The organism is Rhodocaloribacter litoris (assembly GCF_011682235.2).
In the GTDB taxonomy this organism is placed as follows: Bacteria; Bacteroidota; Rhodothermia; order Rhodothermales; family ISCAR-4553; genus Rhodocaloribacter; species Rhodocaloribacter litoris.
Map to the genome: position 1 here is coordinate 3,642,858 of NZ_CP076718.1, position 21,120 is coordinate 3,663,977.

Consider the following 21,120-nt stretch of genomic DNA (forward strand, 5'->3'; position numbering starts at 1 on the left):
ATTTGTAAAACACACGGATGCGCGAAAAATAACCTGTGCGCAGGGTGTACGGGCATGAATACGACCATTACCTTGAAATCCGACTTCAGGGTAAAAGAAAAAATTGTCCGGTGCTGTGCGGGGATCGGCCGGTCTCCCCCACAACCCACACAACCGCCCGCGATTTCCTTGCCCGCCGGTGTAACCGGGTTGCCCGGAAGTCATCTTTTTTTGTAAAGTCCGGGGTATGGATCGGTAGCCGGAGCATCACGTGCGTAACAAGTCCGCAAGGTGGGGGGGCGTGGCGGCCCTGCTGGGGTGGCTCGTGCTGGTGCCGGGCGCCCGGGGCGGCGTGTCCTTCCCGGACGGCCCGTGCGACGATCGTCCCGGCGGGCCGGACCCCGCCGGCACCGACCTCTACTGCATCGAGCTGGTGCCGGTGCCGGCCCTGCGGGCGGTGCGGGCCCGGCTGGAGCTGGGCTGGGCCGGCTCGCCCTTCACCGTTGCCGTCGATGCCGCCGGGACGTTCCGCTACCGGCTCACGGCCCACGTCGAGGGCCTGCCCGATCCGTCGACGCTGGGGCCGTATACCGCCTATGTGGCCTGGGCCACGACGCCCGTGCTCGATCCGGTAGTGAAACTCGGCACCGTGCACAACGGGCGCGTACCGCTGGGGGAGGTCGCCTTCAACAAGTTCCTGATTCTCGTCACGGCCGAAGCTTCGGCAGACGTCACGGCACGGGCGGGCCGGCTGGTTCTGCGCGGGCGTTCGCCGAGCAGCCTGATGGAGGTGCACGACCTCATGTCCACCGCGCCGGCGGTCCTCATCCCGCCCGCCACGGAAGCACGGGCCGGTCACGGGCACGAGCACGGTCACACGTCCGGCTGGACGATGCCGCCCATGCCGGCGGGGCAGCCGATGATGCCGGGGATGCGCGGCCTCACGCCGCAGGTGGCGCCGTTTCTGCCGGGGGCTGCGGGCGCGGTGCCGGAGGCGGTCCCACGCCGCCTGGTTACCCTGGCCGACGGCGACACCTTGCACCTGGAGGCCGGTCTCGTCCGTCGTACGATCCGCGGGCGCTCTCTGCTGATGTACGGCTTCAACGGGCAGTATCCCGGCCCGTTGCTGCACGTGCCGGAACGGGCCACCGTCGTCGTCCACTTCACCAACCAGACGACGTGGCCCACCGCCATACACTGGCACGGCGTCCGCCTCGACAACCGCTTCGACGGCGTGCCGGGCGTGACGCAGGAGCCCGTGATGCCGGGGGCGTCGTTCACCTACCGGGTCTTCTTCCCCGACGCCGGCATCTACTGGTACCACCCGCACCATCGTGAGGACGTGCAGCAGGACCTCGGCCTCTATGGCAACCTGCTCGTCCGCCCGGTCCGCGACGACTACTTCGGCCCCGTCCACCGCGAAGCCGTGCTCATGCTGGACGACCTCCTGCTCGGGGACGAAGGTCTCGTCCCCTACGGTGAGGCCTCGGCCAACTTCATGCTGATGGGGCGCTTCGGCAACGTCTTCCTCGTCAACGGCGAGCCCGACTTCCGGCTCGACGTGCAGCGTGGCGAGGTCGTCCGCTTCTTCCTGACCAATGCCTCGAACACGCGGACCTTCAACCTCTCCTTCGGTGACCTGCCCGTCAAGGTCGTCGGCTCGGACGTGGGCAAGTACGAACGGGAGGTGTGGGCGGAGAGCGTCGTCATCGCCCCGGCGGAGCGGTACATCGTCGAGGTGCGGTTCCCCGAGCCGGGCACGGTGCCGATGCTCAACCGCGTGCAGGCCGTCCACCATCGCCTCGGCCGGTTCGTCCCGGAGGTGGACACGCTCGCCCGCGTGCAGGTCGGCATCCGGCCGGCGACGCCCGATTACACCGCCACGTTCGAGCGGCTCCGCGAGCATGCCGACGTGGCCGCCGACCTGGCGGCCTACCGCGCGGCCTTCGACCGTCCCGTCGATCACACGCTGATCCTGACGCTGGAAGTGCAGGACCTGCCGCTGCCCGTCCGCCAGCTCATGCGCCTGGACGCCGTCTATGCCAATCCCGTCGAATGGAGCGAAACGATGCCCGTGATGAACTGGATCGCCACGGGCCGGGAAGTCCGATGGCTCCTGCGCGACCCCGCCACGGGCCGGGAAAACATGGATATCGACTGGCGCTTTCAACGGGGGGACGTCGTGAAGCTTCGCCTCATCAACGACCGGAACGCTTTCCATGCGATGCAGCATCCGGTCCACCTGCACGGCCAGCGTTTTCTCGTGCTCTCCGTCGGCGGCGTGCCGAACGACAACCTCGTCTGGAAAGACACGGTGCTCCTGCCCGCCGGCGCTACGGCGGATATTCTGGTGGACATGTCGAATCCGGGCGACTGGATGCTTCACTGCCACATTGCCGAACACCTGGAGTCGGGGATGAAGATGGTGTTTTCGGTGGAAGAATAGCGTCCCCGGGCCTCCCGGTGCGTACCCGCCGGGAGGCCCGGGCCCGCCTGCCCGTCTCACCCAACCTGCTTCGAACCATGCGCCCGCTTTTGCTGACCCTGCTCGCCCTCCTCGCCTGCCTGCCGGCGACGGCACAGCGCCCCGGCTTTTCCGACGAGGTGCGCCGTTTCATCCGCGTGGAAGCGCCCGTGGTGGTGCTGCGCGACGTCAAGCTCATCGACGGCACCGGTGCTCCGGCCCGGATGCACCAGACCATCGTCGTCGAGGGGGACCGGATCGCGGCCGTCGGGCCGGTGGAGGAGGTGAGGGTGCCGGAGGGAGCGGCGGTGCTGGAACTGGCGGGGCATACGGTCTTTCCGGGCTTTGTCGGGTTGCACAACCACACGTTCTACACGACGGCCTCGCGGCGCGTCCAGCTCAATTACAGCGCCCCCGTGCTGTACCTGGCCTCCGGCGTCACGACGATCCGCACCACGGGCAGCTATGCCCCCTACAGCGAGATCAACCTGAAACGTTCCATCGAGGCCGGTGAGATGGTCGGGCCGCGAATGTTCATCACCGGGCCGTACCTCACCGGGGGGGAAGGGATGACGTACATGACGCGGCTTTCCGGGCCGGAGGACGCCCGGCGCGTCGTGCGCTACTGGGCCGAGGAAGGCGTCGACTGGTTCAAAGCCTACACGCTCATCACCCGCGACGAGCTGGCCGCCGCCATCGACGAGGCGCACCGGCACGGCCTGAAAGTGACCGGCCACCTCTGTTCCGTCTCGTTCACCGAGGCCGTTGAACTCGGCATCGACAACCTGGAGCACGGCTTCTTCACCAACACGGACTACGACGACGACAAGCCCGCCGACCGGTGCCCCGATGACTTCCGCGAATCCCTGCTGGAGGTCGACCTCGACGGCGAGGCCGTGCGGGAGACGTTTCGTGTGATGATCGAGCACGATGTGCCGATGACGTCGACGCTGGCCGTCTACGAGCTGATCGTCCCGGATCGGCCGCCCCTCGAACAGCGGGTGCTCGATGCGATGGCCCCGGAGGTGCGCGAGGAATACCTGGCCACACGCGAGCGGATCAGGGAACGGGGCGGCGACTTCTGGGCGCGGCTCTTCAAGAAGGCGCAGGCGTACGAGTACCGCTTCGTGCGGGCCGGCGGCACGCTCGCCGCCGGCGTCGACCCCACCGGCATCGGCGGCGCCCTGCCGGGCTACGGCGACCAGCGCAACTTCGAGCTGCTCGTCGAGGCCGGCTTCACGCCCGTCGAGGTCGTGCAGATCATGAGTGCCAACGGGGCAAAGGTGCTGGGCATCGACGAGAAGGTGGGCACGGTCACCCCCGGCAAGCAGGCGGACCTCATCGTCATCGACGGGGATCCGGAAACCGACCCGGCCCAGATCCGCAACGTCACGCTGGTGTTCAAGGCCGGCGTCGGCTACGACGCGGCGAAGCTGATCGAATCGGTGCGGGGCCTCGTGGGTATCCGGTAGCCGGCGGGTGCGGGCCGTGGAGATGGGAACCCTGCGAACCCCGCCGGAGGGGAACCCCCCGGACGTGGCGAGGTGGGTGGGGATCCCGCGCCGGGGTGTACTGCGGCCCGAGGTTTGATTTGCGCGCGGTGTTGTGCTTAGCTTAGCACGTGTAGAGCCGGGATGGCGGAATCGGTAGACGCAACGGACTTAAAATCCGTTGGGGCCTGTGCCCCGTGCGGGTTCGAGCCCCGCTCCCGGCACCCTGCCAGCAAGGGCGGTCTCGCGCACGATGCCGGGGCCGCCCTCGTCGCTCGGGGCAACGGGGTTAGCCCCGGTCGGAGGCAAAATGGGCCTCGATGTCGGTGAGCTTCTGGACGCGGGCGGCATGACGCCCCCCTTCGAAGGGCGTTTCCAGGAAGACCTGGACGATCCGTTTGCAGACCTCGATGCCGAGCGTGCGGCTGCCGAGCGTGAGCACGTTGGCGTCGTTGTGGGCACGGGCGTTCCAGGCGGTGAACTCGTTGTAGGCGCAGGCGGCGCGGATGCCCGGCACCTTGTTGCAGACCATCGCCGAGCCGAGGCCGGCGCCGTCGATCATGATGCCGAAGTCCGCCTGGCCGAAGGTGACGGCCCGGGCCACGGCAAAGGCGAAGTCCGGGTAGTCGCAGTTCTGTTCGCTGTCGGTGCCCACGTCGAGGACCTGCCAGCCGAGCGTTTGGAGGAAGGGGTGGAGAAGGCGCTTGTAGGCGAAGCCACCGTGGTCGCTGCCCAGGGCCACCCGGTGGGTGCGCTCCGGCGTGGGGGACGGGTGTTCGCAGGCGCACGTGCGGGCGGCCGGTTCCGTCACGACGAAAGCGAGGCCGCGCGCACGTGCCGTGTCGCGGGCCAGGGGGGTGATGAGGGCGTCCGGCGGTACGGCGAGCGTTTGCTGCCCCGCCCGTACGGCTTCGAGCACCCGGGCTTCGGTGATGAGGGTTTTCCTGGGCATGTGCAGAAGCTACGAGCACCGGCCGGAGGATTCAAGCCGCGTCCGGTGTGTACCTGCCGGGCAGCCGCAGAGGCCCGAAAGGCGATAGGCCGTCGTCCATCGAATCCCGCAATCCGGACGCCCGTCCCCGCTTCGTGTCCTTCCGGGTTCAGCGACGGGCGAGCCAGGCCAGGGGATCGACGGGCCGGCCGTCGTGAAAGAGGCCGAAGAAGAGGCCCTCGCCTTTGGGTTCGGCGTCGGTGCCGGAGCGGCCGAGGAGTTGTCCCGCCCGGACCTGTTCGCCTTCGCCCACGTTGATCAGGGCGAAGTTGCCGTAGACGCTGTGGTACTGGCCGTGCTCGACGATCATGTAGCGGCCGATGTCCGGCATGACGTCGATGCTGATGACGGTGCCGTCGAAGACGGCGCGTACCTCGGCCATGGGCGGCGTGGCGATGACGATGCCGGGGTTGGGGGTGGTGGTGCCGTAGACAGGATGCACCTTTTCGCCGAAGGGCTCGACGACCGGGCCGGCGGCCGGCCACGGAAGGTTGCCCTTGTTCTGGAGGAAGGAGCCGGAGAGGCGCACGAAGGCGGCACCGGCGGCGCTGCCGGAGGTGCGGCGCCGGGCGGCTTCCTCGGCGATGAGGGCCTGGATGCGGGTGGCCAGTTGCGAGGCCAGCGTCTTCTTTTCCTGGAGTGAGGCTTCGAGCGAGAGGCGTTGCTTGCGTAGCTCCTCGGCCACGCGCCGGCGCTGCTGTTTCTGGCGGGCCAGCTTCTGCTGCTCGTCCGCCGCGGCCCGCAGCAGCAGGTCGGTGTGCTCGACCTTTTCCTGCAGGGCCAGGCGTTGCTGTTCCATCTCGGCGGAGGCCTCGCGGATCGTGGCGAGCTGGCGCCGGCGCTGCTCGGCAAACCGGTGGAGGTAGCGCACCCGGATCAGCATCTGGTTGATCGACTCCGCCGCCAGGATGAGGGCCAGGTCGTGCAGGCGACCGTACTTGTAGGCATGGGTGGCCCGCTGGCGGTATTCGCTCCGCAGCCCGGCGATCGCCGTTTCGAGCCCGGCCAGCGAGGCCTGCAGCGAGTCGCGCTCATGGCGGAGCTCTTCCAGGCGGATCTGGTAGTTGCGGACGAGTTCTTCGCGCAGTGTGATCTGGCGGTCGAGCGCCTGCAACGTCTTCAGCGTGGCCTCTTCGGCCTCGCTCGTCTCGGCCAGCCGGGCCTCGTCCCGGGCGATCTGGGCCTGTAGCTCCTGCAGGCGCCGCTCCGTTGCCGTGCGGTCGCCGGCGATGTCCTGGGCCGCCGCCGGCAGGCAGGCCAGGAGTACGAGCAGGAGGGCCGGAAGGCGCATGGCGGGCATCATTCGGAGGCAGGAACCGGGATGCGCCGGGCGGACGCATCCACCTTCAGGGTGAAGGGTTGCAGCGGGGGGTTCAGGGTGAGGGTGCGATAATACAGGGCGGCAAAGACGTCGTCCGGAGGGCGACGGTAGACGATCCGGCGCGGCATGTAGAGGGCGCCGAACCGTTCGAACTCGGCGTAGACACGGTCCTCAAGGATCGTGCCCGAAGCCGACCGTACTTCATGCCGGATGACGCGCCAGACGGCCGGGTCCACCACGTAGGCGATCCGGCCTTCCGGTTCGGAGAGGTAATAGTAGCGTTCATCGGCCCGGACCTGCCAGGAGATGTCGGGATCGGGGACCAGGAGGCCGAGCAGGGCGGCGAAACGGTCGCCGGTCGTCACGGGTGCCGGGAGGAAGTCGCCGGCACGGTCGACCGGCCCGTAGAGGAGCTGGTTGTTGAGACGGTCGTAGACGAAGAAGCTGTCCGGTGTGAGGAGGGCCTGTCCGGCTTCGATGCCGAAGGTTCCCCGGATGCGCAGGAGGAGCGAGTCGTCGCGACGGTGTTGCATTTCGGCCGTGAAGCTTCCGCCCTGTGCCGGGGTGCGCACCGAGATGCTTGCCGTGGCCCGGAAGGCGACGAGGGTATCCGGGGAGAGGCGCAGGTTGGCCAGGATCTGGGCCGCGGTGTGGTTGGGGAAGGTGCCGGGCAGGGGGGCGTGTGGAGGACGCGTACCGGCACAGCCGGCCCCGAGCAGCAGGGTGGTCAGCAGCAGGGAGGAAAGGGGCAGGGTCCGCATGGAGGAGGGCCGCCGTATCGAGGGGTCACTGTTCCTGGAGCTTGGCCTGGAGGGCCGCCCGGCCGGGGTGCAGTTCCAGGGCTTTCTGCCAGAAGGCGCGGGCGTCGGCGGTGCGTCCCAGGCGGGCGAGCAGGTCGCCGTAGTGTTCGTAGACGGTGGCGTCGGCCCGGCCGGTGGCGACGGCCCGGGCGAGCCGGCGTTCGGCCTCATCCAGCCGGCCGAGCTGGAGGTAAACCCGGCCAAGGGTGCCCAGGAAGGAAGGATTTTCCGGTGCCAGGTCCACGGCTTCGGTGGCCGGGGGCAGGGCCTGTTCCGGGGCGTGCCGGTGTTCGAGGAGGTAGGTGGCATACAGGTTCAGGACGGCGGGCCGGTGCGGGGCAAGGTGCCGGGCGCGGGCGAAGAGGCTGTCGATCCGGGCGGCAGGGGCGGACGGATCGGCCTGGCGGGCGAGCGCGAGCCCGAGCCCGGCCATCAGGTCGGCCTGCAGGCCGGGGTCCGGCGCCGTTTCTTCCTGCAGGAGGGAGAGGGCTTCTTCGAAATGGGTCCGGGCGATCTTTTCCTGCTGAAGGCGAAGGTGGGCGAAGGCAGCGGTGTGGAGGAGTTCGAGGTTGCCGGGGAAGAGGAGGAGGGCTTCTTCGGCCAGGTCGGCGGCGCGGTGCGCCCGGCCGGCCTGCAGGGTGGCGGCGGCGGCGCGGGTCCACAGGTCGAGGCGGCGGGGGGTGAGGCGGGCCGCCCGGGTGAGCCGGTCGGCGGCCTCGGCATAGGCGCCCGTGTCGAAGTCGAGGTTGCCGAGGGCTTCGAGGGCGCCGGCGTGGCCGGGGTCGAGTTCGAGGGCCTGCAGGAGGAGGTGACGGGCGGCCCGTGCCGCCTCCGGGTCGGCGCCGGCGCGTTCGAGGAAGGGCGTCGCCTGGGCCACACGCTGGCCGGCGGAGGCGGGGGCCGCCCCTGTGGCCTGTTCGACAAGGGCACGGGCCCGCTCCTCCTCGCCCATCGCCCGGTAGACATGGGCCAGGGCCAGGATGAGCTCGACGTCGCCGGGGCGACGGGCCAGCAGGGTTTCGTAGAGTGTGGCCGCCTCCGCCGCCCGTTCCTGCCGTACATACAACTCGGCCAGCATCTGCAGGTAGTCGGGCCGGTTCGGTTCGCGGGCGAGGAGGCGCTGGAGCGTCGTCTCCAGCCCGTCGTTGTCGCCCAGTCGCCGGTAGAGTTGCAGCATCTGGTCGAGGAGGCCGGGCACGTCGCCGGTCAGTTCATGCAGGCGTTCGAGCGCGGCCAGCGCGGCCTCATAGTGGCCGCGACCGGCCTGCAGGTGGGCCAGGGTTTGCAGCGCCGGGAGGTAATCCGGGTGTACGGCGAGCAGGGCCTCGTAGGCGGCCACAGCCCGGGCCGTATCGCCCGCGGCCAGGTGCAGGCGTGCGACCTGCTCGTGGTAGTGCACGTTGTCCGGGGCCCGTGCCCGTGCCTGCTCGGCATAAAAGAGGGCGGAGGGCAGGTCGTCCAGGGCGGCATAGGCGTCGGCCAGGGCGGACAGGATCGCCGGCTCGTTCGGCCGGAGGCGCAGGGCCTCCTGGAAGAGCTGCAGGGCCGCCTCGTGGTCTTCCAGGTAGGCGCGGGTCATCCCCCGCACGAAGAGCTGTTCGGCCCGGACCTCGTCGCGGCCGGGGACGGGCGCCGGCGTCTGTCCGGCCGCCGCCCCCCCGAGCAGCCCGAACGCGGCGGCACAGGTTGCGACGGCAACCGGTAGGCGACGCATCAGGCCGCATGGGGCGGCCGGCGTCGCAGGTCGCCGGGACGCCGGAGCTGAGCGAAGGAGCCGCATATCAAACAAAAACTGCAACGGGATGTACCGGTGGCGGGGCCCTGCTGAGAACGAGAACCGGGAGCGGAGGTTTCGGCACCGGCCGGGGACGAGAACGGGCATTTCACCGTGCCGGTTGACTCTTTGCACGGCCGGAAGTACTCTCTAGCGAAGGGAAACGGTGCCGGAACGGGGGGTGTTCGGGACGGTGGGATGCCCCGGCCGGTGCCCGGAGGCTTGTCACAAGTACGCGGAGAGGTGCGGTTCCTATGGGCACGCAAGAGGTCAAATTCCACCAGGATGCCGCGGCCATGCGCCGTTTCACCCGGCACCTGATCCAGGATGTGCAGGCGCTCGAATACATGTTGCAGGAGAACCTGTTCGAGACGGGCGTCCGGCGTGTCGGGGCCGAACAGGAGCTGTTTCTGGTGGACGAGCGCTTCCAGCCCGCGCCGGTGGCGAAAGAGATCCTCGATCTGAACACCGACCCGCGCCTGGGTACGGAGCTGACCCGGTTCAACCTCGAGTACAACCTGCAGCCGTACGTCTTCACGGGCGACTGCCTCCGCCGAATCGAGCACGAGATCAACGAGATGTTGCAATACGTGCGCTCCCTCAGCCGGCAGGTCGGCGCCGAGGTGGTGCTCGTGGGCATCCTGCCCACGGTCCATCTGTCGGACCTGGGGCTCGACAACATGGCGCCCATGCCGCGCTACTTCGCTCTGAACGACGCCATCATGCGGCTGCGCGGCGGCCGTCCCGCCCAGTACCAGATCCGCGGCGTCGACGAACTCTTCTTCCAGCACGACAACATCCTCGTCGAGGGCTGCAACACGAGCTTCCAGACGCATTTTCAGGTGTCCCCCGAGGCGTTTCCCCACTGCTACAACATCGCCCAGCTGATCGCCGCGCCGTGCCTGGCGGCCGCCACCAACTCGCCCGTGCTCTTCGGCAAGCGCCTCTGGCGCGAGACGCGCATTGCGCTGTTCCAGCAGGCCGTCGATACGCGCAGCAGTAACCTCTACCTGCGGGAGATGAGCCCCCGCGTGCATTTCGGCACGGACTGGTGCCGCGAGTCGGTTACGGAGATCTACAAGGAAGACATCGCCCGCTTCCGGGTGCTGCTGATCACCGAGCAGCACGAGGATCCGTTCCAGCAGCTGGACCGGGGCGAGGTGCCGAACCTGCGTGCCTTGCAGGTGCACAACAGCACCGTTTACCGCTGGAACCGCGCCTGTTACGGCATCACCGACGGCAAGCCCCACCTGCGCATCGAGAACCGCATTCTGCCCTCCGGCCCGACGGTCGTGGACGAGGTGGCCAATGCGGCGTTCTGGTTCGGGCTGGTACAGGGGCTGAGCAAGAAATACCAGGACATCCCGTCGCTGATGGACTTCGATTTCGCCAAGAGCAACTTCGTCGCGGCGGCACGTCTGGGGCTGGCCGCGCAGCTCGTCTGGCTGCACGGAGAGCAGGTGCCCGCGCCCGAGCTCATCTGCGACGAACTGCTGCCGGTGGCCCGTGAAGGCCTGGCCGAGGCCGGCATCGACGCCGCAGACATCGACCGCTACCTCGGCGTCATCGAGGAACGGGTCGAGAGCCAGCAGACCGGCTCGGTGTGGCAGATCCACTCGCTCGCCCTGATGAAACGCCAGGGGACGACCCGCGCCGAGCGCCTCTCGGCCCTCGTCGAGAAGATGATCGAGGCCCAGCAGGAAGGCAAGCCGGCGCATACGTGGCCCCTGGCCACCTTCGATGCCGGGAGCACCTCACAACGCATGGCCGGGACGCGCGTCGAGCACTTCATGTCCACCGACCTGTTCACGGTCCACGAGGAGGAACTGGTCGAGTTCGTGGCGGTGCTGATGGACTGGCGGCGGATCCGGCACGTGGTCGTCGAGGACAACGACCACCGCCTGGTGGGCCTGGTGACGCATCGCCGCCTGCTGCGCTACCTGGCCGAAAGCAGCGCCCTCTCCACCGAGCAACCGCGGGACGTGCCCGTCCGCGACATCATGATCCGCAACCCGATCTCGGTCACCCCGGAGACACGGACCGTCGAGGCCATCCGGCTGATGCGCCAGCACGGGATCGGCGCGCTGCCGGTGGTGCGGGACGGGCAACTCGTCGGCATCATCACCGAGGCCGATTTCATCCGTATCGCCGGGCAACTCATCGACGAGAGCCTGCGCGCCGACGAGGCCGGGACGGTGGAGCGTGAACAGGCCTCCTCCTGATCCCGCCGGTGGGGTCAGAAACGATCGTCTTCCTCGTCCGGCTCGTCGGCCAGGTCGTCGGCCAGATCCTCCGGGTCGAGGGCTTCTTCGGACTCCTCTTCCTCCTCGTCCGTGATCTCGACGAGCAGGTCGTCCATCTCGCCCGCCGGGGTGTCTTCGTCATCGTCGTCGACGGACGGGGCGGGGGGAGACGCCAGCACGGCCGCGTTGGCCGAGAGCACGTAGACCGTGCCCAGGTAGTGCTGCTTCTCTGTGGGCTCCACGATGCCTTCCTCCACCAGGCGGCGTGCGATCTTGTAGGGGCAGACCTCGTACCCCTTGGACGGTTTGAAAAAGTTGGCGTTGCGCCGCTCTTTTCCAATGATCAGCACGTAGCCGTTCAGGAGCTTCGAACGGGCGTGGCTGGCCCATTTTTCCCGGGTAACCGTCGGGCTGATACGATCCGGACTACCTGTTTCCATACCGATCAAGCATAGTTTGGATGTGCAACGGGCGTGTGGCCGGGCCGCGGCTGCCGGCACGCCGACAGCGGGGAAATCGGATGCCGGTTCGGGAGATTAAGCGGGGGTCCGAAAAACCTGGTCGTGGGCCGGCCTGCTGCGGTGCCCGCAGCGTACGAGCGACCGCCCCGGCGGTTTCTCAAAATAATGACGAGGCGTTATGAATGAAACCTCCGGCCCGGATTCACGGGGCCCGGTTGACGGTCCAGTCGTAGACGAAGCGGACGTCCGGGCGGCTGCGGATCGCAGCGGCGCTCCGGCCTGCGAGGAGGGCCTTGAAGGCGGCGTAGTCGGGGCGGTCCGGGGACATGAACGACAGCAGGTAGTCGCCGGCGGGCCGGCCGGTGGCGTCGAAGTCGCTGCCGAACCAGTCGAGGAGGGCCGAGAGGACGAACCCGTCCCCCTCGCGCCGGAAGTGTTTCGGGTCGTTCGTGAAGTCGCGCATGGCCGCATCGAGCTCCCGGTCGACGTTTTCGGCGGTGAAGGCGCGCCTTCGGAGGCGGGGGCAGGAGACGGCCGCGCAGTTGAGCCCGACGTGGATGCGAGGATCGAGGCGGGCCAGGCGGAAGGGGGCCAGGCGTTCTTCGAAGCGCTCGCCCCGCAGGATGACGTGTTCGATCTCGTCGAGCGTGACGCCCGTGCCGGCGGTGCGGTAGGGCGTCCGGAAGAACCGCTCGGCCAGGCCGTCGGCCATGATGTCCCGCACCGCCGGTGTCTCGACGATGTTTTGCAGCATCTGCACGTTGTAGGCGTTGAGCCAGAAGGCCAGGCGGGCTTCCTGCGAGAGCAGGCGCGTGGCGTCGAAGTCTTCGACGGCTTTGAGTACCCGGCGGAAGTCCCGGTTGAGCGGCCCGCGCAGCAGGTCGTAGCGGACGAGCCCGTCGCCGGTGACCACCTGTTCCAGCAGCGATGTCAGGCTGGCCTCGTAGTCCCCGGCCGGGGGCACGTCCCCGGCCCGGCTCTCGGCCGGCACGTCGTCCGGCAGGCGGCGAACCTCCTGGAACTCGCACGCGGTGAGGAGCAGCAAGAGCGAGAGCAACAGCGACATGGGTCTCATCTGATCGGGAGAAACAGCGGGACAGGCAACGATAAGACGCAGCATCCGGGTTGGTGTTACAGCGCCGCTCGGATGCCCAGGGCGAGCGCATTCTAAAATAGGCTAGTGTTAATGGCCTGGGATGTCGTAAGCTGTGCCGGTTCGTCAGCCGTTCCAGTTTGCTCCCCTCCGTTCATGTCTGAGACCTGCTTTATTCGCTATTTTGACCACCTTGAGGACCCCCGACGCGATCAGGGCAAACGCCACCGGCTCGAGCACGTGCTCGTGATCGCCCTCTGTGCCGTTGTTGCCGGTGCTGAGGGCTGGGATGACATCGCCACGTTCGCCCAGGCCAAAGTCTCCTGGCTGACCCAACGGCTCGACCTCAAACATGGCACGCCCTCGGGCGACACCTTCCGCCGCGTCCTGGCCGCCATCTGCCCGGAGGCCTTCGCCCGCGGCTTCGTACGCTGGGTGGAGGCGCTGGCCCAACAGACGGCCGGCGAGGTCATTGCCATCGATGGCAAGACGCTGCGCCGCAGTTACGACAAAGACGACCCGAAGGCCGCCCTGCACATGATCTCGGCCTGGGCGTGTGAGCAGCATCTGGTGCTGGCGCAAGAGAAGGTCTCGGCCAAGAGCAATGAGATTACCGCGATTCCGGCGCTTCTGGAGGTGTTGGACCTCGAAGGCTGCATTGTGACGCTCGATGCGATGGGCACGCAGACCGAGATTGCCGAAGCGATCTGCGCGCAGGGGGCGGACTACGTGTTGGCCCTGAAGGGCAACCAGGGCCTGCTCCACCGTGAGGTGCGGGCCTACTTCGAGCAGGGGCGCACGCGGCACTGGCGGGCGATGCCGGTCGCCTACGCGGAGCGCTGTGACCTGGGGCACGGGCGCAAGGAAGTGCGTCGGCTGTGGATCTCGACCGATGTGGCCTGGGTGCCCAAGGCCGAGGCGTGGCGTGACCTGAACAGCCTCGTGATGGTCGAACACGAGCGCCACACGCAGCAGGGCGTGAGTCTGGAGCGCCGCTTCTACATCAGCAGCCTCGCGACCACAGCGGAGCAGATGCTGGATATCATCCGGAGTCACTGGGGCATTGAGAATCAGCTGCACTGGGTGCTCGATGTGGTGTTTCGGGAGGATGAGAGCCGTATTCGGCGCGATCACGGGGGGCAGAACATGGCGGTGGTGCGGCAGCTAGCGCTCAACCTGTTGCGCAAGGACGAAACGAAGCGGTTGAGTCTGCGCATGAAGCGAAAACGGGCCGGTTGGGACGATGCCTTCCTGGCGCAGATCGTCGGAATTTAGAATGCGCTCGCCCTGCTCGGATGCCGTGCACCGGCATATTCGCTTCCTGTGCCTTATTTTTCCCGTCCCCTTGGATCAACCCGTCCTGCCGCGATGCGCTTCGATGCCCTGGTACTGGAAAAGACCCCGGAGGGGGTGAAGGCCTCCGTACAGGCCCTCGATGAAACACGGTTGCCGGAGGGCGACGTGCTGGTCGAGGTGCTGTATTCGAGCGTCAACTACAAGGATGCGCTGGCCGTCACGGGCCGGGGCAAGATCATCCGGGGCGACTACCCGTTCGTGCCGGGGATCGACCTGGTGGGCCGGGTGCTCGCCTCCGAGTCGCCCGCGTGGAAGCCGGGCGACCTGGTCCTCTGCACCGGCTGGGGGATCGGGGAGAACACCTGGGGCGGCTACAGCCGGCGGCAGCGCCTGCGGTCGGAGTGGCTCGTGCCGCTGCCGGAAGGGCTCACCCCGCTGGAGGCGATGGTCATCGGCACGGCGGGCTTCACGGCGATGCTCTCGGCGATGGCGCTCGCGGACCACGGCGTGACGCCGGACCGGGGCGAGGTGGTGGTGACGGGCGCCTCGGGCGGCGTGGGCAGCATGGCCGTGGCGATCCTCGCCGGGCGTGGCTACCGGGTCGTCGCCTCCACCGGCAAGGCCGCCGCGCACGATTACCTGGCCGCCCTGGGGGCCGCCCGCTTCCTCCCGCGTGAGGAGCTGGGCGCCGGGCCGCACCGCCCGCTCGACTCGGCCCGATGGGCCGGCGCCGTCGACGCGGTCGGCGGGGCGACGCTGGCCGCCGTCATCAGCCAGACCGGCCGCCACGGCTGCATCGCGGCCTGTGGGCTCGCCGGCGGGCACGAACTGCACACCACCGTCTTCCCGTTCATCCTGCGCGGCGTCACATTACAGGGTATCGACTCGAACACCTGCCCCGGGCCCGTCCGGCGCCGGGCCTGGGAGAACCTGGCCCGGGAACTCTCGAAAGAAGCGCTCCAGCGCATGACCAGCCGGATGATCCCGCTCGAAGCCGTCCCGGAGGCCAGTGAGGAAATCCTCGCCGGGCGCGTGCAGGGCCGCATCGTCGTGGATCTCTCCGCCTGACCCGTTCCTCACAGCCCGTAGAGCGTGCCGTATTTCTCCCGGACGTAGGCGAGCCAGGGTGCCGGGTCGAGCGCCTTCCCGGTGACGTCCTGCAGGAGTTCGGGGGCGGTCCGGGCCCGTCCGTGCCGGTGGATCTTCTCGCGTAGCCAGCCGAGGAGCGCGTCGAAGCGGCCGGCGGCGATCTGGTCATCCAGGTCCGGTAGGTCATGCCGGATGCGCTCGAAGAGCTGGGCGGAGATCAGGTTGCCCAGGGCGTACGTGGGGAAGTAGCCCAGCGTGCCGAGCGACCAGTGGATGTCCTGCAGGGCCCCGTCGGCGTCGGTGTCCGGGCGCAGGCCGAGGTACGACTCCATCCGGTCGTTCCACGCGGAAGGCACGTCGCGCACGGTCAGGTCGCCTTCGAGGAGGGCCAGCTCCAGCTCGAAGCGGAGCATGATGTGCAGGTTGTACGTCACCTCATCCGCCTCTACCCGGATCAGCGACGGCGTCACCCGGTTAACGGCACGGTGGAAGGCATCGAGCGTCACGTCGCCCAGGTTTTCGGGGAAGACGGCCTGCAGGCGAGGAAAATAGTGCTGCCAGAAGGGCCGGCTGCGGCCGACGAGGTTCTCCCAGAGGCGGGACTGCGACTCGTGCATGCCGAGCGAGGTCCCGCCGGCGAGGGGCGTGCGGTCGAGCGCCGGGTCGACGCCCTGCTCGTAGAGGGCGTGGCCGGCCTCGTGCAGCGTTCCGAAGAATGCCGTGTTGAAAAAATGCTCGTCGAGCCGCGTGGTGATGCGGACGTCGTGGACGGAAAAGGTCGTGGAGAAGGGGTGGGCGGAGCGGTCCTGCCGGCCCCGGTGGAAGTCGTACCCGAGGTCCCGCAGAACGGCCAGGCCGAAGTCCCACTGCTTCTGCGGGTCGTAGCGCCGGTGGAGGAAGGCGTCGTCGGGGGCGGGGCGCTCGGCGATGGCGCGGACGAGCGGGAGGAGGGCTTCCCGTAGCCCGGCGAACACCCGGGCGACCTCGGCCGTCCTGGTGCCCGGCTCGAATTCATCCAGCAGGGCATCGTAGGGATGTTCGTCGTAGCCCAGCGCGTCCGCCTTCTCGCGGTTGAGCCGAACGATCGTTTCCAGGTGCGGGGCGAAGGTGGCGAACGTGTTCGTCTCCCGCGCTTCCCGCCAGGCCTCACGGGCCAGGGCGGCGGCATGCGCCAGTTCGGCCACCAGGCGGGCCGGAAGGCGGCGAGCGCGCTCATAGTCCCGTCGCGTCACCCGGAGGAGGGCTGCGTCGAGGCCGGCACCCTGCTCGTCGAGGGTCTCGGCGGCTCGGTCGAGCAGGTCGCCGGTCGTGTCGGCCGTGAAGAGTTCATGCGAGAGCCGGCGCAGCGTGGTGAGCTGGGCCGCTCGCACCTCGGCGGCGTCCGCCGGCATGTACGTCTCCTGGTCCCATTCGAGCACGGCCGCCGCCGCGTTGAGGTCGGCGATGTGGGCCAGGCGGGTTTTCAGCGCGTCGAGCATCGGTTCGGGTTGAAGGTTTGTACAGGGTAGGGTGGAGGAGAATGGACCATGACGAGGGTTCAGTGCAGGTCCGGGGGGGTGAGCCGGCGCTCGACCAGGTCGAAGAGGCCCTGCACGGCGAGGGCCAGCAGGGCGGCGGGGATGGCGCCTTCGAGGATCAGGCCCACGTCGTCTAGCCGGATGCCTGTCAGGATGGGCTGTCCGTAGCCGCCTGCCCCGATGAGCGCGCCGAGGGTGGCCGTGCCCACGTTGATCACCGCCGCCGTCTTGATGCCGGCCAGGATCGACCGCGCGGCCAGCGGCAATTCCACGTGCCGGAGCCGTGCCGCCGGCGTCAGCCCCAGCGCGTGCGCCGACTCGATCAGCGGGACCGGGATATCGTTCAGCCCGGCGTGCGTGTTCCGCACGATGGGCAGCAGGCTGTAGAGGAACAGCGCCACCATCGCCGGCACACCGCCGATGCCCAGCAGCGGAATCATGAACACCAGCAACGCCAGCGACGGGATCGTGTAGATGATCCCGACGACGGCCAGGATCCCCTGTCCGAGACGGGGGAATTTGGCCGCCGCGATGCCGAGCGGGATCGCCACCAGCACCGCGGCCAGGAGTGAGACGGCCACCAGCAGGAGGTGCTCCCTGGTGTGCCGCCACAGGCGCGTCCACCGCGTCTCCCGGGCCACCCGGACAACCTCCCCGCTCGCAAGGACCGTGTTGACGAAATCCGCCGCCACGCGGGCCTCGGAGCGGCCGTCGAGCCGGACGCTTGCGTTCATCCGCACCATGGTGGATTCGGGCAGGGCGCCGGCCAGGCGTTCGAGCAGGCGGATGAAGTCCGGGGTGCGGCGGGCCAGGTCGTCCCGGTAGAGGTAGACGGCCTGGTAGTCGGGAAAGTGGTGCAGGTCGTCTTCGAGGGGGAGCAGGTCGTAATGGGCGATCTCGGCGTCGGTCGTGTAGAGGTCGATGACATCGAGGGCGCCGGAGGCGATGCCGCGATAGGCGAGGTCGTGGTCGAGGCCGCGGACGTCGGTCTGAGGCAGGCCGTAGCGGTCGCGGAGGGCCGGCCAGCCGTCGGCCCGGTCCATGAACTCGTTGCTGAAGCCGAAGCGGAGCCGGGGGTGGGCGCGCAGGTCGGAGATCGTGCGGATACCCAGGTTTCGGGCGCGGGCACGGCGCATGCCCAGGGCATACGTGTTGTTGAAGCCGAGCGGCGGCGTCATCCGCACGCCCAGGGCGGCCAGCGTGTCGGCCAGGGCACCGGCCGACACGTCCCGTCCGGCCAGGATCTCCTGCAGGATCGTGCCGGTGTACTCCGGGTACACGTCGATTTCCCCGGAACGTAGGGCGTTCCAGAGCAGCCGGGTGCCGCCCAGCTGGGTATGCATCACGACCGGATGACCGGCCTGCCGGGCCAGGTGCCCGGCGATCTCGGCCAGGATCACGTTCTCGGTGAACACCTTCGACCCGATGTGCACGGTTTCCGGCTGGCCCCGGACAGGGGCCGGCATCAGGCTGTGCGCCAGGACGAGCAAGACGAGCGCGGGACCGGCCTTCATCACGGGCACGTCCGGTGGTTCAAGGGGCCAGGTGCAGGGTGCGCTGTGCGTTCACGAACGCCTCGACGAACGGCTCCGCCGGTGCCTCGACCAGGTCGCGGAAGGGACCCTGTTGCACGATGCGCCCGGCCCGGAGCAGCACCACCGTGTCGCCGAAGAAAGCCGCCTCGGCCAGGTCGTGCGTGACGAGGACCACCGTCTTCTCGAGCTGCCGGAAAATCGCGCGCAGGTCGTCCTGGAGGCCGGCCCGGATCATCGGGTCGAGCGCGCCGAGCGGTTCGTCGAGCAGGAGCACGTCCGGGTCGAGCAGGAGCGCGCGCATGAGCCCGACGCGCTGGCGCTGGCCGCCGGAAAGACGCTCCGGATAGGCGTCGAGACGGTCGAGGGGCAGGTGCACCAGGTCGGCCAGGGTACGCACCCGCCGGTCGATCCAGGCGGCATCGCGTCCGAGGTGCCGGGCCAGGAGCGTCACGTTCTCGCGGGCGGTCAGATGGGGAAAGAGGCCGCCCTCCTGGATCACGTACCCCATGCGGTGGCGAAGGGGACGGACGTTCTCCGGGGTCAACGGTGTCCCCTGAAACAGCACCGTGCCCGTTGTGGGACGCACCAGCCCGATCATCAGTCGCAGCAGGGTGGACTTGCCGCAACCGCTCGGCCCGATGAACACCGTGGTCCGGCCCGGCGCCAGCGTGAGGTTGGTCGGATGGAGTGCCACGGTTTGCCCGTAGCGCTTCGAGACGTTCTTCAGGGTCAGCATGCAGCCTCTTAAGCAGCCGGCCCATCCGGGTTTCGAAGAAGACCGGTGCGGGTGAAGAAATAATGAGTACAGGCGGTGAAGCTCGCGTTCGTTCCCCGCGCCGGGATCCCGGACCTTGCTCCGGCGTGAGAGAGGCCGTAAATTGAAGATCTCTGATGTACAGGCCAACGTAGCTCAGCAGGTAGAGCAGCTCACTCGTAATGAGCAGGTCGCCGGTTCGAGTCCGGCCGTTGGCTCGCAGCAAAACGCCTCCGACGCACGGCCGGAGGCGTTCTTTTTTTCCGGGTGCCCGCTGAATCTGCACCCCTAGCCGGTCTGTCAACCAACTTCAGGGCGATTATGCCGCGGCGGAGTCGCTCCATACGGCGTCGATCGCCCTGCACCGTGCCGCGCCCGATCCCGACCGGGAGGAATTCGCCGCCAGCCTCAACAACCTGGCGCTGGTCTACACCAATTTCGGCAAGTACGAAGCCGCCGATTCGCTCTATCAACGAGGTGCTGGACGTGCTCGCCCAACTGTATGGGGAGGTGCATCCCCATATCGCCACGACCCTCCGGAACAGAGCCATCCTGCAGAAGCAGTCCGGAAACATGGCGGAGTCCGAAGCGCTGTTCCGCGAAGCCCTGGCGATGCACATCGAACTGCAGGGGGAGGACCACCTGGAGGTGGCACGGAGCCGCAGCCTCCTTGCCGAAGCGCTCATCCAGACCGGGCAGTTCCCCGAGGCCGAGTCGCTTCTGCTGGCCGCCCGCGCCCGCTTTGAAGCCGACGGGGAAACGGCATGGACGCAACGGGCCTACGAGGCCCTCCGCACCCTCTACCGGGCATGGGGGAAGACGCCCACGGCGATCCTGCGGGATTAAATGGTGTGATCGGATCGGGGGCGTGTAACCAGGTCTGCGAGGTCGCGTAAGGCCAGAGCATGTATCGTAATCGTGTTTCACCTTTACCTCTGGAAAACGCAATGATTCCTCCGCGGTCCCTGATGCGAACAGCCGTTTTCATCCTCGCCCTGGTGCTTCTGACGGGATGTGCCAGCACGGGCGTATTCAACGCCGCCAACCTGACCAACGTGGAGCTTTCGGGGGACAACTACCGGGTGGTGGCCACGAACGTGTACGGTGAAGCCTCGGCGGCCTATCTGCTCGGCTTCAGCGTCGCACAGCGCGGGGAGATGCAGACCCTGGCGCTGATCCCGCTCGGCGGCAACCGCCTGCTCTACAAGGCCGCGCTGGAAAACCTGTGGCAGCGTTTTGCCGAGACGCATGGCCGCGTCGAGGGGCGGAGCCTGGCGCTGGTCAATGTGCGCTTCGATGCCGACGCGCAAAACGTGCTTTTCCTCTACACGAAGCCGACGATCTCCGTACGCGCCGACGTCGTCGAATTCATCCGGTGACGAAGGCCGGACCGGCAGGGCACCCCGGAGCCGGTTCCGCTTCATCCCTTCATGCCCGGACCCCTCCGGTATTGCCCGGAGGCGTTTCTCCTTTCCGCGTTTCCTCCTTGACAGAAGGCCGGTGTGTCTCATAAATTTAGGAGTCCTAATAAAAATCAACCCGACCTGTTTCGCCATGCGTCGCACGTATCCGCGTTTGCTCATGATGATCGGCCTCGTCGCCTTCACTGCTCACGAACCGGTGTTTGCCCAGCCGGCCCTCGATCCGCCGGCGGCGACCGCCGACCTCGACCTCACGGCCGTGCGGGTGCGCCACCTGACCGACCTGGGGGTGCTCGTTTTCGAGCAGGAAGTGGCCGGGACGGCCGGGGCGACGGTGCCCGAAGCCGCCGGCCGGCTCGACGGGGCGCCTGTTCTCGGCTACGTCTTCCCGACCACCCTGGCCCCGGAGGACGTGGGCTTTGCCCCGGGCGAAGGGGTGGTGGCGCTCGCCGCCACGTCGCACCCGGATTTCGACGACACGCCCCTCTGGGACGAGAACGGCGACCGGATTTACGACAACGACGGCCGGATCTACCACACGCACTGGGTGGTGCTCATCCCCGATGAGCGGGTGCCCGGAGGGCTGGCCGTGAAGGAGACGAAGCGGGTTCAGGAGGACCTCCCGCCCACGGCACCCGGCATGCCGATGTACCTGGATTCCCCGGGGTTCGCCGTGCTGCTGCGGGGTAAGGTGCTCCGGATTCCCGTGCCGGTGGACCGCGTCGGCGGGCGGACGGACTTCCGGTTCGACGGGGTAACGGCCTATATGCAGGTCAACCAGTCCGATCCGAACCGGCCGCTGCTCGGGGTTTACCGGGTGTACGAGGTACTCTCGGGCGACCTCAGCCTGCCTTACGCCATCACGCAGGAGTGAGCCCGGTTGCCGGGATGC

Annotated in this window: 17 protein-coding genes, 2 tRNA genes and 1 pseudogene; 11 read left to right on the forward strand and 9 right to left on the reverse strand. The window is 68.2% G+C overall.

Going from position 1 to position 21,120, the window contains the following annotated elements; all coding sequences use genetic code 11:
* The first annotated feature begins 250 nt into the window (after positions 1-250).
* The 3 genes from GQ464_RS15050 to GQ464_RS15060 all read left to right on the forward strand — a co-directional run bounded on the left by GQ464_RS15050 (position 251) and on the right by GQ464_RS15060 (position 4,157).
* The gene (locus GQ464_RS15050) at positions 251-2,425 is read left to right on the forward strand and encodes a multicopper oxidase family protein (RefSeq protein WP_166980879.1); all 2,175 of its coding nucleotides are present in this window, start codon (positions 251-253) and stop codon (positions 2,423-2,425) included.
* 77 nt (positions 2,426-2,502) lie between these two features.
* On the forward strand, positions 2,503-3,915 hold the full coding sequence (locus tag GQ464_RS15055) for an amidohydrolase family protein (protein ID WP_166980877.1): 1,413 nt from the start codon (positions 2,503-2,505) through the stop codon (positions 3,913-3,915).
* A gap of 156 nt (positions 3,916-4,071) precedes the next feature.
* A tRNA-Leu gene (locus GQ464_RS15060) sits at positions 4,072-4,157 on the forward strand.
* A gap of 65 nt (positions 4,158-4,222) precedes the next feature.
* On the opposite strand, the gene rpiB is transcribed toward GQ464_RS15060, so the two are convergent.
* The 4 genes from rpiB to GQ464_RS18770 all read right to left on the reverse strand — a co-directional run bounded on the left by rpiB (position 4,223) and on the right by GQ464_RS18770 (position 8,759).
* Entirely contained in the window at positions 4,223-4,885 is a 663-nt protein-coding gene (gene rpiB / locus GQ464_RS15065; protein ID WP_166980875.1) for a ribose 5-phosphate isomerase B, read from the reverse strand.
* Positions 4,886-5,033: 148 nt separating this feature from the next.
* Complete coding sequence (locus GQ464_RS15070) at positions 5,034-6,215, reverse strand: murein hydrolase activator EnvC family protein (protein WP_166980873.1); 1,182 nt, start codon at positions 6,213-6,215, stop codon at positions 5,034-5,036.
* 8 nt (positions 6,216-6,223) lie between these two features.
* Positions 6,224-7,006: a DUF4292 domain-containing protein gene (locus GQ464_RS15075; protein WP_166980871.1), complete on the reverse strand. Its 783-nt coding sequence runs from the start codon at positions 7,004-7,006 to the stop codon at positions 6,224-6,226.
* A 25-nt stretch (positions 7,007-7,031) separates the two neighbouring features.
* Complete coding sequence (locus GQ464_RS18770; RefSeq protein ID WP_262899674.1) at positions 7,032-8,759, reverse strand: tetratricopeptide repeat protein; 1,728 nt, start codon at positions 8,757-8,759, stop codon at positions 7,032-7,034.
* Positions 8,760-9,115: 356 nt separating this feature from the next.
* On the opposite strand from GQ464_RS18770, the gene GQ464_RS15090 reads away from it, so the two are divergent.
* Complete coding sequence (locus GQ464_RS15090) at positions 9,116-11,041, forward strand: CBS domain-containing protein (RefSeq protein WP_228350338.1); 1,926 nt, start codon at positions 9,116-9,118, stop codon at positions 11,039-11,041.
* Positions 11,042-11,055: 14 nt separating this feature from the next.
* Here the strand turns inward: GQ464_RS15090 and GQ464_RS15095 are convergent, their stop codons facing one another.
* Together GQ464_RS15095 and GQ464_RS15100 are read right to left on the reverse strand one after the other, a co-directional pair.
* Positions 11,056-11,502: a hypothetical protein gene (locus tag GQ464_RS15095; protein ID WP_166981808.1), complete on the reverse strand. Its 447-nt coding sequence runs from the start codon at positions 11,500-11,502 to the stop codon at positions 11,056-11,058.
* Positions 11,503-11,725: 223 nt separating this feature from the next.
* Complete coding sequence (locus tag GQ464_RS15100) at positions 11,726-12,589, reverse strand: DUF547 domain-containing protein (RefSeq protein ID WP_228350339.1); 864 nt, start codon at positions 12,587-12,589, stop codon at positions 11,726-11,728.
* A gap of 183 nt (positions 12,590-12,772) precedes the next feature.
* On the opposite strand from GQ464_RS15100, the gene GQ464_RS15105 reads away from it, so the two are divergent.
* Both GQ464_RS15105 and GQ464_RS15110 read left to right on the forward strand, forming a co-directional pair.
* A complete protein-coding gene (locus GQ464_RS15105) occupies positions 12,773-13,891 on the forward strand; it encodes an ISAs1 family transposase (protein WP_166982023.1) in 1,119 nt (372 codons plus the stop codon).
* A gap of 93 nt (positions 13,892-13,984) precedes the next feature.
* Positions 13,985-14,980, forward strand: a complete 996-nt coding sequence (locus tag GQ464_RS15110) for an MDR family oxidoreductase (RefSeq protein WP_228350340.1) — start codon at positions 13,985-13,987, stop codon at positions 14,978-14,980.
* 8 nt (positions 14,981-14,988) lie between these two features.
* On the opposite strand, the gene GQ464_RS15115 is transcribed toward GQ464_RS15110, so the two are convergent.
* From GQ464_RS15115 to GQ464_RS15125, 3 genes are read right to left on the reverse strand one after another with little or no spacing between them, the layout of a single operon-like run.
* Complete coding sequence (locus tag GQ464_RS15115) at positions 14,989-16,479, reverse strand: carboxypeptidase M32 (protein ID WP_166981439.1); 1,491 nt, start codon at positions 16,477-16,479, stop codon at positions 14,989-14,991.
* 59 nt (positions 16,480-16,538) lie between these two features.
* Positions 16,539-18,032 carry an ABC transporter permease/substrate-binding protein gene (locus GQ464_RS15120; RefSeq protein ID WP_166981458.1) on the reverse strand — a complete coding sequence of 498 codons (1,494 nt, stop codon included), beginning with the start codon at positions 18,030-18,032 and terminating at the stop codon, positions 16,539-16,541.
* A 19-nt stretch (positions 18,033-18,051) separates the two neighbouring features.
* A complete protein-coding gene (locus tag GQ464_RS15125; protein ID WP_166981442.1) occupies positions 18,052-18,789 on the reverse strand; it encodes an ATP-binding cassette domain-containing protein in 738 nt (245 codons plus the stop codon).
* A 163-nt stretch (positions 18,790-18,952) separates the two neighbouring features.
* On the opposite strand from GQ464_RS15125, the gene GQ464_RS15130 reads away from it, so the two are divergent.
* The 5 genes and pseudogenes from GQ464_RS15130 (at position 18,953) to GQ464_RS15145 (ending at position 21,102) form a co-directional block, all read left to right on the forward strand.
* Positions 18,953-19,025 (forward strand) — tRNA-Thr (locus GQ464_RS15130).
* Between the two features lie 60 nt (positions 19,026-19,085).
* Positions 19,086-19,277: pseudogene (locus tag GQ464_RS19260) on the forward strand (tetratricopeptide repeat protein); the annotation flags it as partial.
* Positions 19,278-19,284: 7 nt separating this feature from the next.
* The gene (locus tag GQ464_RS15135; RefSeq protein WP_423816167.1) at positions 19,285-19,653 is read left to right on the forward strand and encodes a tetratricopeptide repeat protein; all 369 of its coding nucleotides are present in this window, start codon (positions 19,285-19,287) and stop codon (positions 19,651-19,653) included.
* A gap of 122 nt (positions 19,654-19,775) precedes the next feature.
* Positions 19,776-20,186 (forward strand): DUF6567 family protein, encoded by a 411-nt coding sequence (locus tag GQ464_RS15140; protein WP_228350341.1) that lies wholly within the window; start codon positions 19,776-19,778, stop codon positions 20,184-20,186.
* A gap of 175 nt (positions 20,187-20,361) precedes the next feature.
* Positions 20,362-21,102 (forward strand): hypothetical protein, encoded by a 741-nt coding sequence (locus GQ464_RS15145; RefSeq protein ID WP_166981444.1) that lies wholly within the window; start codon positions 20,362-20,364, stop codon positions 21,100-21,102.
* Positions 21,103-21,120 lie beyond the last annotated feature (18 nt).

Coding starts and splice junctions, on each gene's coding strand:
- GQ464_RS15110 (WP_228350340.1), top strand. CDS start 13,985: ATGCGCTTCGATGCCCTGGTACTGGAAAAGACCCCGGAGGGGGTGAAG.
- GQ464_RS18770 (WP_262899674.1), bottom strand. CDS start 8,759: ATGCGTCGCCTACCGGTTGCCGTCGCAACCTGTGCCGCCGCGTTCGGG.
- GQ464_RS15105 (WP_166982023.1), top strand. CDS start 12,773: ATGTCTGAGACCTGCTTTATTCGCTATTTTGACCACCTTGAGGACCCC.
- GQ464_RS15055 (WP_166980877.1), top strand. CDS start 2,503: ATGCGCCCGCTTTTGCTGACCCTGCTCGCCCTCCTCGCCTGCCTGCCG.
- GQ464_RS15125 (WP_166981442.1), bottom strand. CDS start 18,789: ATGCTGACCCTGAAGAACGTCTCGAAGCGCTACGGGCAAACCGTGGCA.
- GQ464_RS15145 (WP_166981444.1), top strand. CDS start 20,362: ATGCGTCGCACGTATCCGCGTTTGCTCATGATGATCGGCCTCGTCGCC.
- GQ464_RS15095 (WP_166981808.1), bottom strand. CDS start 11,502: ATGGAAACAGGTAGTCCGGATCGTATCAGCCCGACGGTTACCCGGGAA.
- rpiB (WP_166980875.1), bottom strand. CDS start 4,885: ATGCCCAGGAAAACCCTCATCACCGAAGCCCGGGTGCTCGAAGCCGTA.
- GQ464_RS15120 (WP_166981458.1), bottom strand. CDS start 18,032: ATGAAGGCCGGTCCCGCGCTCGTCTTGCTCGTCCTGGCGCACAGCCTG.
- GQ464_RS15090 (WP_228350338.1), top strand. CDS start 9,116: ATGCGCCGTTTCACCCGGCACCTGATCCAGGATGTGCAGGCGCTCGAA.
- GQ464_RS15140 (WP_228350341.1), top strand. CDS start 19,776: ATGCGAACAGCCGTTTTCATCCTCGCCCTGGTGCTTCTGACGGGATGT.
- GQ464_RS15100 (WP_228350339.1), bottom strand. CDS start 12,589: ATGTCGCTGTTGCTCTCGCTCTTGCTGCTCCTCACCGCGTGCGAGTTC.
- GQ464_RS15075 (WP_166980871.1), bottom strand. CDS start 7,006: ATGCGGACCCTGCCCCTTTCCTCCCTGCTGCTGACCACCCTGCTGCTC.
- GQ464_RS15115 (WP_166981439.1), bottom strand. CDS start 16,479: ATGCTCGACGCGCTGAAAACCCGCCTGGCCCACATCGCCGACCTCAAC.
- GQ464_RS15070 (WP_166980873.1), bottom strand. CDS start 6,215: ATGCGCCTTCCGGCCCTCCTGCTCGTACTCCTGGCCTGCCTGCCGGCG.